Raw genomic sequence first — 14,890 nt, 5'->3', positions numbered from 1 at the left:
GGAGCCCCCGTGGGTGCTGTCCGCCAGTACGTCTTCCCCACCGCCCGGATCATCATCTGGGCCGTGATCGCCGCCGCGCTCGTGGTCCTGGCGCTCAAGGGCGCCGAGCTCGACCCGCCGGACGCGCTCCAGCCCACGGGCGAGATCACCGAGGCGGTGATCCCCGTCGAGAAGGGCTCCGTGACCAACGCGGTGACGGTGCCGGCGTCCGTGGTGACCGACCCGCCGGTCGAGATCAAGGCCACCGCCAACGGCGTCATCGCCGAGATCCAGGTCGACGACGCCAAGGTCGACAAGGGCACCCGCATCCTGTGGATCAAGAGCGAGGAGCCCGTCGAGCCCGTGGTCGAGGTCGACGAGAAGACCGGCGAGGAGACCGTCACCGAGCAGGAGCCCAAGGTCACCTGGACCTCGGCCCTCGCGCCGGTCACCGGCACCGTGGACGTCACGGCGCTGAAGGACCAGGCGGTCGCCGTGGGCGAGGTCATCGGCACGATCTCGCCCGGCACCCTCTCGGTCTCCGGCACGCTGACCGCCGACCAGCAGTACCGGCTGGTCGGCGCCAAGGGTTCGGCGCAGGTGACGCTCAAGGGCGGGCCGGCGCCGTTCACGTGCACCGGGCTGACGATCGGCGAGGCGCCCGGCGGCGAAGGTACCACCACGGGCGGCGAGGACATGGCGGGCGCACCCGAGCCGGCCACGGGCGCCGTCCACTGCAACATCCCGCCCAAGGTCAAGGCGTTCTCCGGCCTGGGCGCCGAGATCGAGATCACGAACGGCGACGCGAAGGATGTCGTCGTGGTGCCGATCAGCGCGGTGCTCGGCACCTCCCAGACCGGCCGGGTGTGGACCGTCAAGGAGGAGGGCGCCGAGCCCGAGCCCCGCAACGTGACCCTGGGCCTGACCGACGGGCTGCAGGTCGAGGTCACCAAGGGCCTGAAGGCCGGCGAGCAGATCCTGGAGTTCACGCCCGTCGACGACGGCACGGAGGGCGGCGTCGACTGCGAGGACATGAGCGCCTACGACCAGGCGTCGATGGACGGCGACATGGACACCATGCAGGCGTTCGAGGAGGAGTGCTTCGGATGACCGGCATCCCGCTCGTCGACCTCCAGGGCGTCACCCGGCACGTCGAGCTCCCGGACGGGAGCACGCTGGAGATCCTGCGCGGGGTGGACCTGACGGTCGGCCCCGGTGAGCACGTCGCGATCGTCGGCCGCTCCGGTACCGGCAAGTCCACCCTGCTGAACATCCTGGGCCTGCTCGACTCACCCACCTCCGGCGAGTACCTCCTGGAGGGCGAGCCCGTCGGCCGCCTGCGCAGCCGGGCCCTGGCCCGGCGCCGGGGCGACGACTTCGGCTTTGTGTTCCAGCAGTTCAACCTGCTCCAGGGACGGACGGCGCTCGAGAACGTCGCCGCGCCCCTGCTGTACGCGCGCGGCAAGCAGTTCTGGAACCGCACCCGGCTCGCCACGCGGTCGCTCGAACGCGTCGGCCTGGGCGAACGGCTCGACACCCGGCCCGAGAAGCTCTCCGGCGGCGAGCAGCAGCGGGTCGCCATCGCCCGCGCGCTCGTGCGGGGGCCGCGCGTCATCCTCGCGGACGAGCCCACGGGGGCGCTCGACGTCGAGACCGGCCAGGCGATCATGACCCTTCTGGACGACGCCGCGAGCGACACCGGCTCCGCGCTCGTGACCATCACGCACGACCTGGCCATCGCCGCCCGCGCCGACCGCCAGTTCCGGCTGGCCGACGGCGTGCTGGTGCCCATCCACCTCGACGCACCCGCCGCCGTGGCCGAGTCAGGGCTCAGGTCCGAGCCCGAGCCCGAGTCCGAGTCCGAGTCCGCCGGGGTTCCCGCATGACCGGCGTCGTGGGCGCGATCGTCGAGGCGTGGGACGAGCTGCGGATCCACCGGGTCCGCGTGCTCCTCGCGCTGATCGGCGTCGCCTGCGCCGTCACCGCGATCACCGGCATCACCGCCGCCGTGACGATGTTCGGCCAGGCCATGCAGGAGCAGAACGAGCGCATGTCGGGCCGCGACACCACGCTGGAGGGCTGGTCGACGGGGCCGGCCGACGCCGGGATGACGGCCGCCGAGGTGGACGCGCTCGTCGACGCCGTGGCCGAGCGGCACAAGATCTCGTACCACTCCGTGCGCGCGACCGCCGACCTCGCGGTACGCGGCGGCGAGGCCGGAACCTACGTCGAGTGGTCGGCCGTCGACGTGGACAGCGGGACCATCACCCGCCAGGACCTCGAGGCCGGCCGCTGGTTCACGGAGTCCGACGCCGAGCGGCTGGCCCCGGTGCTCGTGGTGAACCAGGCCTTCCTGGACGCCTACGCCGACGGCGCCCCCGTGGCCACGCACCCGCAGGTGGTGATCGAGGGCGAGTCGCCCGTGGCCGCGACCGTGGTCGGCGTCGTGCCCGTGCAGTGGAACGACGAGGGACCGCGCGCCCTCATGCTGTTCGACCAGGCGGTGCGCTGGTTCCCCGACCGGGTGATGGCCGACAGCTACCGGTTCTGGGTGCCGCCGGAGCTCGCCGACCAGTTCGCCGAGGTGCTGCCCCGCGACCTGGCGGCGGCTGGCGTCCCGTTCGACGTGCAGAAGCCGATGTCCGACGCCGTCGCGATCGACCGCGTGCTGCAGTACCTGGTGCTCGGGACGGGCGGGTTCGCGCTGCTGCTGGGCGGGCTCGGACTGCTCAACATCGCGCTGGTCACCGTGCGGTACCGGATCCGGGAGATCGGCATCCGGCGGTCCTTCGGGGCCACCAGCGCCCGCGTGTTCTTCGGCGTCCTCATGGAGTCCGTGGTCGCCACGACCGTGGCGGGCGTGGTCGGCGTCGTGATCGCGGTGGCCGTGATCAAGAACATCCCGATCGACCGCATCTTCGGCCGGCCGCTCGACGACCTGCCGGGCTTCCCGTTCGACGCCGCCCTGGTGGGCATGGCGTGCGCCGTCGGGATCGGCGCCCTGGCGGGCCTGATCCCGGCGATCTACGCGGTGCGCGTCAAGGTGATCGACGCGATCCGGTACTAGAGCTCGTAGGTCGCCACGACCGGGGCGTGGTCGCTCCAGCGCTCGGCGTAGGTGGGCGCCCGGTCGACCTCGACCTTGCGGCAGGCGCCCGCCAGGGCCGGGTTGGCGAGCTGGTAGTCGATGCGCCAGCCGGAGTCGTTGTCGAACGCCGCGCCGCGCCACGACCACCACGTGTACGGGCCGGGGCCGTCACCCGCATGGTGACGGCCCAGGTCCGTCCACCGGTGCTCGTCGAGCCAGCGGGTCACGTACGCGCGCTCCTCGGGGAGGAAGCCGGCGCTCTTCTGGTTGCCCTTCCAGTTCTTGATGTCCACGTTCTGGTGGGCGATGTTGAGGTCGCCCGCCACGACAGCCGGGACCTGCGCCGCGGAGAGCTCGGCGAGGCGCGCCGTCACCTTCTCCAGATAGGCGTACTTGGCCACCATCGTGTGCTCCTGGCCCGGGGTGGTGGACCCGGAGTGCAGGTAGGCGGAGACCGCGGTGAGCGTGCCGCCGTCGGGCAGGCGCACGTCGGCCTCGACCCAGCGGCCGGTGTCGGCGCCGGTCTCCGCGGCGCCGTCCGGCCCGTGGGTCGCGAGCCCCGTGCGGACGTCGCCGAGCGGCAGCCGGGACGCGACGAGCACCCCGGCGCGTCCCTTGACCTCGCTCTCCGCGTGCGCGACGTGCCAGCCGTCGAGCACCTCACGGACGAGCTTGTCGGGCGCGCGCACCTCCTGCAGCAGCAGCACGTCCGGGGTGCGGGTGGCGATCCAGGACTCGATGCCGCGGCGGACGGCGGCACGGATCCCGTTGACATTGGCGGTGGCGACGATCAGGGGCACCGGGAGAGCCTAACGGCCACCTCTGACAGAGGCGGATCACGACGCAGCTCTCGCCTTCTCGCGCGACATGCAATATATTGCATTCACGATGCGTTACGGGGGGAGTCGGAGGCACCGGGTCTTCGACGAAGCAGGACCGATCCGAGAGTGAGGGCATCATGAGCACCACCGCCACGAAGCAGACCATCGTCCTGGTCCACGGCGCCTACGCCGACTCGTCGAGCTGGAACGGCTCGATCACGGCGCTCCGCCAGGCCGGCCACCGGGTGATCGCGGTCGCCAACCCGCTCCGCGACCTGGAGCAGGACGCGCAGTACCTGCGTGACGTGCTGAGGACGATCGACGGACCCGTCGTCATCGCCGGCCACTCCTACGGCGGGCACGTGATGAGCCACGCGGCCGAGGGCAACCCGGACGTGACCGCCCTGGTCTACGTCGCGAGCTTCCTCGCGGAGCCCGGCGAGAGCCTGGTCGACCTCGTCGAGAAGTTCCCCGGGGCCAGGCTCGGCGGCGCGGCGCAGCCGTTCCCGTACACCACGCCCGAGGGAACGCAGGCCACGGAGCTCTACATCGACCCGGCGCAGTTCCACGAGCTGTTCGCGGGTGACGTCGACGCCACCACGGCGGAGCACATGGCGGCCACGCAGCGTCCGCTCGGGCTCGCCGCGTTCGAGGCGCCGGCCAGCGCCGCCGCCTGGAGGTCGATCCCGTCGTGGGTGCTCTCGGCGACGAAGGACCTGGCCGTCCCCGCGGAGCTCTCCCGCTTCATGGCGGAGCGCGCGGACGCCACGCTCGTCGAGGTCGACGCCTCGCACGCCGTGACGGTCTCCCAGCCGGGGTCCGTGACGAACGTGATCCTCGAGGCCGCGCGGTCCACCGCCCGCTGACCCGTCCCGCCGGTCCCGGAGCTCCCCGCGGGTCGCTCCGGGACCGGCGGCGGCCCCAGGAACGAGAACAGGTCGCAGGCACGGAGCACACCGCATGGACACGATCATCCCCTTCGGCATCCCGCTGTGGGCCGAGCTCGCGGCGGTGGCACTGGGCGCACTCCAGGGCGCGCTCTTCGCGGGCGCCCTCACCGACCGCCGCATCGACGTGCTGGGCACGGTGCTCGTCGGCATCGGGGTGGCCCTCGGGGGCAGCCTCCTGCGCGACGTCCTGCTCGGCGAGCCGCCCGTGGTGATCTACGGGCCCTGGTACGTGCTGGTCGGGGCGGCGGCGGCCCTCGTCGGGCTGTCTCTGCAGCGCCTGTTCGCCCGCCTCGACCCCGTCATCCTGCCGCTGGACGCCGTCGTCATCGGCCTGTTCGGCGCGATCGGCGCCTCGAAGGCCCTCTCCCTCGGGGTCCCCGCCGTCCCCGCGGTCTTCGTGGGCGCGGCGGCGGCCGTCGGCGGCTCCGTGCTGCGCGACGTGACCCTCAACCTCCCGGTCGCCCTGCTGCACGTCGGGTCGCTCTACGCCGTCGCGGCCGCGGGCGGCGCCGCCCTGCTCGTGGCCCTCGTGGCACTCGGGGTGCCCGTGCTCGGGGCCGCGGTCGCCGCGGTGGTCCTCACCACGCTGCTCCGGCTGCTCGCTGTGCGGTACGGCTGGCGGTTCCCCGACCAGCAGGCCCTGGTCGTGCGGCGGCCGCGGCACTGAGCTCCCGGTGCGGCCTACGCGCCGTCGTGCGCCGCCTGCAGGGCCGCGACGTCGATCTTGCCCATCGTCAGCATCGCGTTCATCGTGGCGGTCTCGGCCGGCGTTGCGTACGAGCCGCTGAGCCGCTCGAGCTCCTTGGGGATCACCTGCCACGACACCCCGAACTTGTCCTTGCACCAGCCGCAGGCGCCGGGCTCGCCGCCGTCGGCGGTCAGGATGTCCCAGTAGTGGTCGACCTCCTCCTGCCCCTCGACGGACAGGTAGAACGAGAACGCCTCGTCGAGGGTGCGGTGCGGCCCGGCGTTGAGCCCGATCACGGGCTGGCCGGCCACCGTGAACTCCACGACGAAGTCCGTGCCGGCCTCGGCACCCGGGGCGTTCTCCGGCGCCTTGATCACACGCTCGACCGACGAGCCCGGGATGTGCTCGGCGTAGAACGCGGCGGCCTCGCCGGCCTTGTTGTTACCGAACCAGAGATGGGTCCGCACGCTCACCATGATGTCCTCCTGAGTCGCTCGGGGCCGCGGCGGCCCCGTCATCAACTCTTCAGACGCCGCGGCACCTCGCAACTCATCGGGTGAGACCGGCGTCAGTGCGTCAGCACCCCGCCGTGCGGCATCTCCCACGCCTCGGCGAGACGGGACGGCCGGATCGCTGATCCGGCGCCGAAGAACTCGCAGAACTTCATGATCAGCGGGTCCCAGCCCACCGGGTCGACGTAGTGGGTGCCTGGCAGGACGAGCTCCTCGGCGACATGGCTGCGCAGCACGCGGACGTGGAACACGGTGGCCCCGGAACCGGACGTACCCAGCGGGGACTCCTGCTCGACGGAGCACTCGAGCTGGACCGGGCACTCCGCGACGCGCGGCGGCCGGACCAGGTCGGACGGCTGCCCGCTCAGGCCGGCCCGGGCGAACTTGTCCGGGACGAACTCGTACCCCATCGCGGCCTTGCGCGGCGGCACGTCCGGCCTGCCGGTGGTGAGCGCCAGCCGGTCCACGACGTCGACCAGGCCGGACGGCACCAGGTTCAGGACGCACTCGCGCTCGCGCCGGAGGTTTGCCGAGGTCTGCGCGGAGTCGCCGAGCCCCAGTGCGCAGTGGTCGCCGAGCCACCAGGCGGACGACATCGGCGCGAGGTTGGCGGAACCGTCTGGGTTCCGCGTCGAGAGGAGCACGACGGGCGTGCCGAAGTACTTGACCTTGAGGTCGACGGTCTTGTGCATGACCTCAGCGTCGCCTCGCCCGGCCGCCAGGTCTGGCGGCTTTCGGCCGTCGCGCCCCTCCAGCGCCGCGAACCAGCGATCACCCCCGACGGTTTCCGGTGTTGACCACAGCAGTTGCTGCCGCAACTGGGCCCGGCCTGGCAGAAGCTGCTGTGGTCAACACGGGTCAGTGCCCGCCTCGGCGAACGGCGGGTACTCGGAGACCCACTGGACGAGGCAGTAGCCGACCACCTCGTCGTCGATCCGCGCGGCGAGCGCCACGATCTCGCCCGTCGCGGCGCGGCGCGCATACCGGTCGAACAGCTCGGCGGGCTTGGGCCAGCTCAGGAACCCGGCGGCAGCGCCGCGAACGCGGCGTCGTCGGCCTCGGAAACGACGACGGCACGGTGTCTGGACTCGGACATCCCCGAACCGTACCCACCGTGGGCGCGCCGGACGTAGGCATGGTCGCCGCAAGAGAGCTCTTGCGGCGACCATCCCTACGTTCGGCGGCCAGGTCAGACGGCCAGGTCACGCAGCCAGATCGGGCCGGGTCAGGCCGGCGTCACGCCAGCGAGCGCTCCGCCGACTCGACCACGTTCGCCAGCAGCATCGCCCGCGTCATCGGGCCGACGCCGCCCGGGTTGGGCGACACCCAGCCCGCGATCTCGGCGGCCTCGGGCGAGACGTCGCCGACGACCCGCGACTTGCCGGTCTCCGGGTTGATCTCGCGGGAGACGCCGACGTCGATCAGCACGGCGCCCGGCTTGACCATGTCGCCGGACACGATGCCCTTGACGCCCGCGGCGGCCACGACGACGTCGGCCCGCCGGACCAGGGCGGCGAGGTCCTGCGTGCCGGTGTGCGTCAGCGTGACCGTCGCGTTGACGGCGCGCCGCGTGAGCAGCAGGCCGATCGGGCGGCCCACGGTGACGCCGCGGCCGAGCACCACGATCTCCTTGCCGGCGAGCTTGATGCCGTGCCGCTCCACCAGCTCGATGATGCCGCGCGGCGTGCAGGGCAGCGAGGACGTGATGTCCTCGTTGACCCGCAGCACCAGGCGCCCCAGGTTGGTGGGGTGCAGGCCGTCGGCGTCCTTGTCGGGGTCGACGAGCTCCAGCACGCGGTTGGTGTCGATGCCCTTCGGCAGCGGGAGCTGGACGATGTACCCGGTGCAGGCCGGGTCCTCGTTCAGCCGCCGTACCGCGGCCTCGATCTCCTCCTGTGTCGCGGTCTCCGGGAGGTCCTCCCGGATCGACGCGATGCCGACCTCGGCGCAGTCGCGGTGCTTGCCCGCCACGTACCACTGCGAGCCGGGGTCCTCGCCGACCAGCAGGGTGCCGAGCCCCGGCACGACGCCGCGCTCGCGCAGCGCCGTCACACGGTCCTTGAGCTCCGCCTTGATGGCGGCCGCCGTGGCCTTCCCGTCCAGGATCTGTGCGGTCATCGGCTCAGAGCCCCGGGTAGAGCGGGAACGCGGCGGTGAGCTTCTCGACCCGCGCCGAGAGGGCGTCGACGTCGGTCGCGGCGCCGTCCTTCAGGGCCGTCGCGATGATGTCGGCGACCTCGGTGAACTCGGTGTCGCCGAACCCGCGGGTGGCCAGCGCCGGCGTGCCGATCCGCAGGCCCGAGGTGACGCGCGGGGGCCGCGGGTCGAACGGGACGGCGTTGCGGTTGACCGTGATCCCGGCGTCGTGCAGGAGGTCCTCGGCCTGCTGTCCGTCGAGAGCTGAGTTGCGCAGGTCGACGAGCACCAGGTGCACGTCGGTGCCGCCCGTCAGCACGGACGCGCCGGCCGCGGCGACGTCGGGCTGCGAGAGGCGCTCGGCGATGATCGACGCACCGCGGAGCGTGCGCTCCTGGCGGTCCTTGAACGACTCGGTCGCGGCGACCTTGAACGAGACCGCCTTGGCGGCGATCACGTGCATGAGCGGGCCGCCCTGCTGGCCCGGGAACACCGCGGAGTCGATCTTCTTGGCGTACTCCTCCTTGGAGAGGATGAAGCCGGAGCGCGGCCCGCCGATCGTCTTGTGCACGGTCGAGGAGACGACGTCGGCGTGCGGCACCGGGGACGGGTGCAGCCCCGCGGCCACGAGGCCGGCGAAGTGCGCCATGTCGACCCAGAGCTTGGCGCCGACCTCGTCCGCGACCTCGCGGAACGCGGCGAAGTCGAGGTGGCGCGGGTAGGCCGACCAGCCGGCGATGATGACGTCGGGGCGGTGCTCCAGCGCCTTCTTGCGCACCTCGTCCATCTCGATGCGGTAGGACTGCGGGTCCACGCCGTAGGCGCCGACGTCGTACAGCTTGCCGCTGAAGTTGATCCGCATGCCGTGCGTGAGGTGGCCGCCGTGGGCCAGCTCGAGGCCGAGGATCTTGTCGCCCGCGTTGATCAGGGCGTGCAGCACCGCGGCGTTGGCCTGGGCGCCGGAGTGCGGCTGGACGTTGGCGTGCTCCGCGCCGAACAGGTCCTTGGCGCGGGCGATCGCGAGGTTCTCGGCGACGTCCACCTGCTCGCAGCCGCCGTAGTAGCGGCGGCCCGGGTAGCCCTCGGCGTACTTGTTGGTCAGGACCGAGCCCTGGGCCTCCAGGACGGCGCGCGGCACGAAGTTCTCGGACGCGATCATCTCGAGCGTGTCACGCTGGCGGGCCAGCTCTCCGTCCAGGACGGCGGCGATCTCGGGGTCGAGCTCGGCGAGCGGGGTGGCGAGCGGGTCGGGGGTCGATGCGCTCATGGCTCCTCGATTCATGCGGGACGGGGATGGTCGGACGGCGGTGGAGGGCACACGCGCCGTGACACGACTGGCCCGGGCGTGCACCTCTCACAAGGTGACCCAGGGCCCAGGCGAACGACCCGTCGTCGGCATGACTCGTCGCTCCCCGGTGGTGATCCACCTGACGCCAGTCGCGACCCGAAGATCGTAGCAGCGGCGGCCGGAGCCCGTACCGCATGCCCGGGGCGGGTCCGACGTGCGCCCGCCGCGCGTCCGTCGCGCATCCGGCCGCGGTCCTCCGCGCTCACGGCCGCCGGCCAGGAACCGCAGGATTGCAGCGAAAGTACCTGAGACCCTTTTGCGATTCACCCCGACGTCGCTACTGTGCCGCCATGCCCTCCCCCGTGTCACCGGACGCAGGTGTTCCGGAACACCAGCCAGACCCGCGCCGCCGCCCGTCCCAGCCGGGCCGGCACACCGGCCAGTTCGAGCAGGTCCAGCGCTCCGGCCAGTTCCAGCCGGCCCAGCGCTCGAGCCAGTTCCCGCCGCGGACCGGTCAGTTCCCGGCCCGGTCCGGCGCGACGCCGCAGCCGCCGGGCCGGACGCAGCCGCCGGGCCGGACGCAGCCGCCGGGCCAGACCCAGCCGCCGGGCCGGACGCAGCCGCCCGGCCCGGACCTGCCGTCCGGCGGGGGCGACGGGCCCGACGGCGGGAGCGGCCGGCGCAAGGGCGGCATGCGGCGGGACTGGATCTGGTCCGTCGTCGCCTTCCTCGTCGCCGCCGGCGTGATCGTCGCCGTGGGCATCCACTTCTTCGGACCCGACGGCACCGAGGACGCCGCCGCCGCGTGGGCGGTCGACGCCTGCGCCGGACCGAACCCGTCGCCCTCGGGGCCGGACGGGGCCGACAGCTACCGCCCCCTGCTGTGCGACGACCCCGACGCCACGGTCTCGATCCTCGAGATCCAGGACGCGGTGTCGTTGGCGCAGCTGCACTGCCCGACCGGCACCGACGTCGTCTTCCAGAAGGACGGCCAGGCCGGCGGCGAGACCCAGGCGGTGTGTGCGCGCAACCTGGCCGACGACCACCCCGGGGACCCGGGCAAGGGCGGCGGACAGCTCGTGAGCGGCGACTGCGTGGACGGCGACGGCGGCGAGCTCGCCTGCTCGTCGGACGGCGCGCGCAAGGTCACGGCCCTCATCGTCAGCGGGATGGAGTGCCCCGAGGGCACCCAGGACAAGCTCGAGCTCGGGTACGACGCGACCCGCAGCTTCGAGACGGTCTGCCTCGCCGGCTGACCGCTCACCTGCGGCGTCATCCACCTCTCACCTGGCCGAAACCAGCATTCATCGGGCATTGGCTAGATTTGCGGCATGGGGCACCGGCGGCAGACCGTCTTCGAGCGTAACGTTCCGGCCAGGTCTGTCGTCGACCATGCCCTGGCCAGGACGCGTCAAGCGGTCTTCTGGCAGGACGACCTGGGCGAGCCCGTCGGCTACCCGGCGCTGTCGGCCCCCGTCCGGGCCGACGTCGCCGTGGTCGGTGCCGGGTACGCCGGGCTGTGGGCGGCACTGCGGGCCAGGCAGCGCCACCCCGGCGCGCGCGTGGTGCTGATCGAGGGCAGGTCCGTCGGCTGGGCCGCGTCCGGCCGCGACGGCGGGTTCTGCGGGACGCGGCTCACGCACGGCGGCCGGCCCGACGCCGCCGAGCGCGCCACGCTGACCCGGCTCGGCCAGGAGCACCTGGCGGCCGTCGGGTCCGCCGTGGCCGGGCTCGCCCTGGACTGCCCGTGGGAGCGCACCGGCGTCGTCGACCTGGCCGTGGAGCCCCACCACATCGACCGGCTGCAGGAGGCGGCGGCCGCCGCCGCCCGGGTCGGCGCGCCGCACACGTTCCTCGACCGGGCCAAGGTGCGCGCCGAGATCGCCAGCCCCACCTACGAGGCCGGCCTGGTCCGCCCCGACGACGTCGTGCTCACGCACCCCGCGCGGCTGGCCGCCGAGCTGGCACGGGCGGCGAGCGCGCTCGGCGTCGAGATCTTCGAGCACACGCGGGTGACCCGGCTGGTGCCGCCGGGTCGGGGCGCGGCCGGCGACGTCGTCCTGCGCACCACGTCGCCCGCCGGCGAGGCCGCCGTGCGCGCGGACCGCGTGGTGCTCGGGACGGGCGCGTTCCCCGCCCTGCTGCGGGGCTACCGCCGGCACACCGTGCCCGTGTACGAGTACGCGGTCGCGACGGAGCCCCTGTCCGCCGAGCTGCTGGGCGCCATCGGCTGGCGCGGCCGCCAGGGCCTGCGGGACCTGGCCCCCCGGCCCCACCGCTACCGGCTCACGGCCGACGACCGGATCGTGTTCGGCGGGCACGACGCCGTCTACCACCCCGGCGGACGCATGCGGCGCGCCCACGAGAACCGGCCCGTCGCCTCCCGGCGCCTCGCCGAGCACCTCCTGACGACGTTCCCCCAGCTCGAGGGCGTCCGCCTCACGCACCGGTGGGGCGGCGCGGCCGGCACGCCCCACGGCTCCGGCCCGGTCCTCGGGCAGGCCGCCGGCGGCCGCGTGCAGCACGTGGCGGGGTTCGCCGGGCTGGGCGTCGTCGCGACGCACTTCGCGGCGGAGCTCGTCCTGGACCGGTTCGACGTGCTCGACGGCGCCGCGGAGACCGAGCGCACCGCTCTCCGCACGCTCCGGCAGGTCCCGGCCCCGCACCCGCCGGAGCCGCTCCGGTCGCGCGAAGCACTTGGCCTGGGCCGCGATACCTGATTGGCTGCGGCGAACGTCCGGCGTCGAAGTCGAAGGAGCACGAAGTGACCAAGCCCCCCGTCCCCGACTACATCGCGAAGGTGCTCGAACGCCCGAACCACGCGGTCATGGCGACCGTCCGGCCCGACGGCGCGCCCGTGTCGGTGGCCACCTGGTACCTGTACGAGGACGGCCGGGTGCTGCTGAACCTCGACGGCACGCGCAAGCGCCTGGACCACCTGCGGGCGGACCCGCGGGTGTCCCTCACGGTGCTCGACTCCGAGAACTGGTACCGGCACGTGAGCATCCAGGGCCGCGTGACGATCACGCCCGACGAGGGACTGGCCGGCATCGACCGGCTGTCCGTCCACTACGGCGGCAACCCCTACCCGAACCGCAAGAACCCGCGGTTCGACGCGTGGCTGGAGATCGAGTCCTTCCACGCCTGGGGTTTCTGAGCTACTTCTCCTGCGGCACGGGCTGCGCGCCCGCGGCGCCGAGCACCCGGCGCAGGTAGGTGTAGGTCAGGTCGCCCGCGGCCTTGTCGTACTGCTCCTCGTACCCGTGCTTCGTGTAGAGCGCGAGGTTCTGCTTGGAGTCCTTGCCGGTGAAGACCCAGATCTCCGTGGTCTGCTCGGGCAGGTACGGGAGCACGGCGAACAGCATCTCGGTGCCGATGCCGCGGGCCTGCTTGTCCGGGGCCACGGCGAGGCGGCCGAGGGTCGCCTTCTCGCCCTCGATCTCGACGCGCACCGAGCCGATCATCCGGTGGCCCTCCCACGCGCCGATCGTCACCACGTCGTCCCGCGCCAGGTCCTCGCGCAGCTCGGCGAGCGTCTGGGTCAGCGGGGGGATGTTCGGGTCGTCGTACAGCTGGGCCTCGGTGACGAACGCGGCGCGGCGCAGCGTGAGGAGCTCGCCCGCATGGTCGTCCTCGACCAGGGCGATCGTCGTGGTGGAGTTGCTCATGGGTCCATGGTGGCAGAGGTGACATGCCCGGGTCGACGGCGACCACGGTCCGGTCCGGCGTGTCGTTGACCCGGCGTAGGTTCGGGGTCATGGAGCGCATCGAGGTACGGCCCGCCGTCGGGCGGTACGACGACTTCTACGAGGTGGTGGGCGTCAAGAAGCCGGGCGGCAAGGGCTGCTGGTGCATGGCCTACCGGGACAGCAGGGTGGCGCAGGAGGACCGCCCCGGCTACATGCGGGACCAGTGCGCCACCGAGCCCGGCCCGGGCGTCCTGGTGTACGTGGACGACGTCGTCGCGGGCTGGTGCTCGGTCGCGCCGCGGTCCACGTACCGGCGCCTGATGAACACCCGCACCATCCCGTTCGTCGACGACCGGGACGCCTGGGTGGCGGTGTGCTTCGTGGTCCGCGCGGGGTACCGGAAGCGGGGACTCATGCACCACCTCCTGGCCGGGGCCGTCGAGCACGCCCGGGCCCACGGCGCCGAGGTGGTCGAGGGCTACCCGGTCGACGCCGGCGCGGAGCGGGTCGACGTGATCAGCGGGTACGTCGGCACGGTGCGGATGTTCGAGGCGGCGGGCTTCGAGCGGGCGGCCGAGACGGGCGGGGTGAGCGGCGGCCGACGGCGCTGGGTGATGCGCCGCGAGCTCTCGCGGGACGAGGTCCCGCCGGTCGCCGCGCCGGGTTAGCCTGACCGCGTGAACGACGCGACCGCTGCCACCCACTGGATCCTGACCCTGTCCTGCCCGGACCAGCCGGGAATCGTGCACGCGGTGGCCGGCATGCTCGCGGAGCACGGCGGCAACATCACGGAGTCGCAGCAGTTCGGCGACCCGGCGTCCGGCCTCTTCTTCATGCGCGTCCAGGTCGAGTCGACGGCGTCGCGCGAGGAGCTCACTGCCGCGATGACGCAGGTGGCGGGCCGGTTCCAGATGACGTGGACGCTCGACGTCGTCGGCCGGCGCATCCGCACGCTCGTCATGGTCTCCAAGGCCGCGCACTGCCTCGTGGACCTGCTGTACCGGGAGCGGTCGCAGCGCATGCCGATCGACGTGGTCGGCGTGGTGGGCAACCACCGCGACCTGGAGGACATCGCCGCGTTCTACGGCAAGCCGTTCCACCACGTGCCCGTCACCAAGGACACCAAGGCCGAGGCGGAGGCGACGCTGCGCGGTCTGGTCAAGGAGACCGACGCCGAGCTCGTCGTGCTGGCCCGCTACATGCAGATCCTGTCCGACGAGCTGTGCCGCGACCTCAGCGGGCAGGTCATCAACATCCACCACTCGTTCCTGCCGTCGTTCAAGGGCGCGGGGCCGTACCGGCAGGCGCACGACCGCGGCGTCAAGATCATCGGCGCCACGTCGCACTACGTGACGGGCGACCTCGACGAGGGCCCGATCATCGAGCAGGACGTCGAGCGCGTCGACCACTCCCGCACGGTCGAGGACCTGGTGGGCATCGGCGAGGACGTCGAGCGCCGCACCCTGGCCCGCGCCGTCCGTTGGCACGCGGAGCGCCGGGTGCTGCTGGACGGCCGCCGCACGGTCGTCTTCCGCTGACGGGCGCGGGCGCCGCCGCCGCTGCGGGCCGCTGGCGCCGCCGGCCGGCGCCGCCGCCCGGACCGGCGAGGCACTGAACGTAGAGTTGGGGGGGGGGTGGGGGGGCCGGGGGGGGGCCCCCCAACAGTGGGGGAAACCCGCCGGCCGCGGGGGGGTGATAAGCAGGGGGGGGCGCGCGGGGGGGGGGGGGGGGGGGGTTTT

At 73.0% G+C, this 14,890-nt stretch carries 16 protein-coding genes and 1 riboswitch; of the genes, 10 read left to right on the top strand and 6 right to left on the bottom strand.

The genetic code is table 11. From position 1 onward, the window contains the following. Nucleotides 1-9 precede the first annotated feature (9 nt). The 3 genes from ACH45N_RS05585 to ACH45N_RS05575 are packed head-to-tail and all read left to right on the top strand — an operon-like array spanning nucleotide 10 to nucleotide 3,046. Nucleotides 10-1,089: a secretion protein HlyD gene (locus ACH45N_RS05585; RefSeq protein WP_397391934.1), complete on the top strand. Its 1,080-nt coding sequence runs from the start codon at nucleotides 10-12 to the stop codon at nucleotides 1,087-1,089. Continuing rightward, nucleotides 1,086-1,865: an ABC transporter ATP-binding protein gene (locus ACH45N_RS05580; RefSeq protein WP_397391932.1), complete on the top strand. Its 780-nt coding sequence runs from the start codon at nucleotides 1,086-1,088 to the stop codon at nucleotides 1,863-1,865. Before ACH45N_RS05585 ends, ACH45N_RS05580 begins: the two co-directional genes overlap by 4 nt. Continuing rightward, complete coding sequence (locus ACH45N_RS05575; RefSeq protein WP_397391930.1) at nucleotides 1,862-3,046, top strand: ABC transporter permease; 1,185 nt, start codon at nucleotides 1,862-1,864, stop codon at nucleotides 3,044-3,046. The genes ACH45N_RS05580 and ACH45N_RS05575 overlap by 4 nt, the downstream gene beginning before the upstream one ends. Here ACH45N_RS05575 and ACH45N_RS05570 read toward each other — a convergent pair. Further along, nucleotides 3,043-3,867 carry an exodeoxyribonuclease III gene (locus ACH45N_RS05570; RefSeq protein WP_397391928.1) on the bottom strand — a complete coding sequence of 275 codons (825 nt, stop codon included), beginning with the start codon at nucleotides 3,865-3,867 and terminating at the stop codon, nucleotides 3,043-3,045. The genes ACH45N_RS05575 and ACH45N_RS05570 overlap by 4 nt on opposite strands. 158 nt (nucleotides 3,868-4,025) lie before the next feature. Here ACH45N_RS05570 and ACH45N_RS05565 point away from each other — a divergent pair, with 158 nt between their 5' ends. Continuing rightward, on the top strand, nucleotides 4,026-4,754 hold the full coding sequence (locus tag ACH45N_RS05565; RefSeq protein ID WP_397391926.1) for an alpha/beta fold hydrolase: 729 nt from the start codon (nucleotides 4,026-4,028) through the stop codon (nucleotides 4,752-4,754). Between the two features lie 94 nt (nucleotides 4,755-4,848). Then, entirely contained in the window at nucleotides 4,849-5,505 is a 657-nt protein-coding gene (locus tag ACH45N_RS05560; protein ID WP_397391924.1) for a trimeric intracellular cation channel family protein, read from the top strand. Nucleotides 5,506-5,519: 14 nt separating this feature from the next. Here the strand turns inward: ACH45N_RS05560 and ACH45N_RS05555 are convergent, their stop codons facing one another. From ACH45N_RS05555 to glyA, 4 genes are all read right to left on the bottom strand, one after another. Further along, nucleotides 5,520-6,002, bottom strand: coding sequence for a VOC family protein (locus tag ACH45N_RS05555; protein ID WP_397391922.1), 483 nt, complete (start codon nucleotides 6,000-6,002; stop codon nucleotides 5,520-5,522). Nucleotides 6,003-6,094: 92 nt separating this feature from the next. Then, complete coding sequence (locus ACH45N_RS05550) at nucleotides 6,095-6,730, bottom strand: flavin reductase family protein (protein WP_397391920.1); 636 nt, start codon at nucleotides 6,728-6,730, stop codon at nucleotides 6,095-6,097. Nucleotides 6,731-7,274: 544 nt separating this feature from the next. Next, nucleotides 7,275-8,156, bottom strand: coding sequence for a bifunctional methylenetetrahydrofolate dehydrogenase/methenyltetrahydrofolate cyclohydrolase (locus tag ACH45N_RS05545; RefSeq protein ID WP_397391918.1), 882 nt, complete (start codon nucleotides 8,154-8,156; stop codon nucleotides 7,275-7,277). 4 nt (nucleotides 8,157-8,160) lie between these two features. Further along, complete coding sequence (gene glyA, locus ACH45N_RS05540; RefSeq protein WP_397391916.1) at nucleotides 8,161-9,441, bottom strand: serine hydroxymethyltransferase; 1,281 nt, start codon at nucleotides 9,439-9,441, stop codon at nucleotides 8,161-8,163. 97 nt (nucleotides 9,442-9,538) lie between these two features. Then, nucleotides 9,539-9,625: riboswitch (ZMP/ZTP riboswitch) on the bottom strand. 187 nt (nucleotides 9,626-9,812) lie between these two features. Between glyA and ACH45N_RS05535 the strand changes: the two genes are divergently transcribed. From ACH45N_RS05535 to ACH45N_RS05525, 3 genes are all read left to right on the top strand, one after another. Next, the gene (locus tag ACH45N_RS05535) at nucleotides 9,813-10,718 is read left to right on the top strand and encodes a hypothetical protein (RefSeq protein WP_397391914.1); all 906 of its coding nucleotides are present in this window, start codon (nucleotides 9,813-9,815) and stop codon (nucleotides 10,716-10,718) included. A gap of 75 nt (nucleotides 10,719-10,793) precedes the next feature. Then, nucleotides 10,794-12,182, top strand: a complete 1,389-nt coding sequence (locus ACH45N_RS05530; RefSeq protein ID WP_397391912.1) for an NAD(P)/FAD-dependent oxidoreductase — start codon at nucleotides 10,794-10,796, stop codon at nucleotides 12,180-12,182. Between the two features lie 44 nt (nucleotides 12,183-12,226). After that, nucleotides 12,227-12,619 carry a PPOX class F420-dependent oxidoreductase gene (locus tag ACH45N_RS05525; RefSeq protein WP_397391910.1) on the top strand — a complete coding sequence of 131 codons (393 nt, stop codon included), beginning with the start codon at nucleotides 12,227-12,229 and terminating at the stop codon, nucleotides 12,617-12,619. Between the two features lies 1 nt (nucleotide 12,620). On the opposite strand, the gene ACH45N_RS05520 is transcribed toward ACH45N_RS05525, so the two are convergent. Further along, nucleotides 12,621-13,130, bottom strand: coding sequence for a GNAT family N-acetyltransferase (locus ACH45N_RS05520; protein ID WP_285103188.1), 510 nt, complete (start codon nucleotides 13,128-13,130; stop codon nucleotides 12,621-12,623). Between the two features lie 89 nt (nucleotides 13,131-13,219). Between ACH45N_RS05520 and ACH45N_RS05515 the strand changes: the two genes are divergently transcribed. Both ACH45N_RS05515 and purU read left to right on the top strand, forming a co-directional pair. Further along, entirely contained in the window at nucleotides 13,220-13,819 is a 600-nt protein-coding gene (locus tag ACH45N_RS05515) for a GNAT family N-acetyltransferase (RefSeq protein ID WP_397391907.1), read from the top strand. Between the two features lie 9 nt (nucleotides 13,820-13,828). Then, on the top strand, nucleotides 13,829-14,689 hold the full coding sequence (gene purU / locus ACH45N_RS05510; RefSeq protein WP_377231404.1) for a formyltetrahydrofolate deformylase: 861 nt from the start codon (nucleotides 13,829-13,831) through the stop codon (nucleotides 14,687-14,689). Nucleotides 14,690-14,890 lie beyond the last annotated feature (201 nt).

Origin of the sequence: Promicromonospora sp. NPDC019610 (assembly GCF_044389365.1) — a bacterium.
Lineage (GTDB): Bacteria > Actinomycetota > Actinomycetes > Actinomycetales > Cellulomonadaceae > Promicromonospora.
The sequence above is the reverse complement of the archived record's forward strand: the minus strand, read 5'-3'. Positions and strand labels throughout refer to the sequence as shown.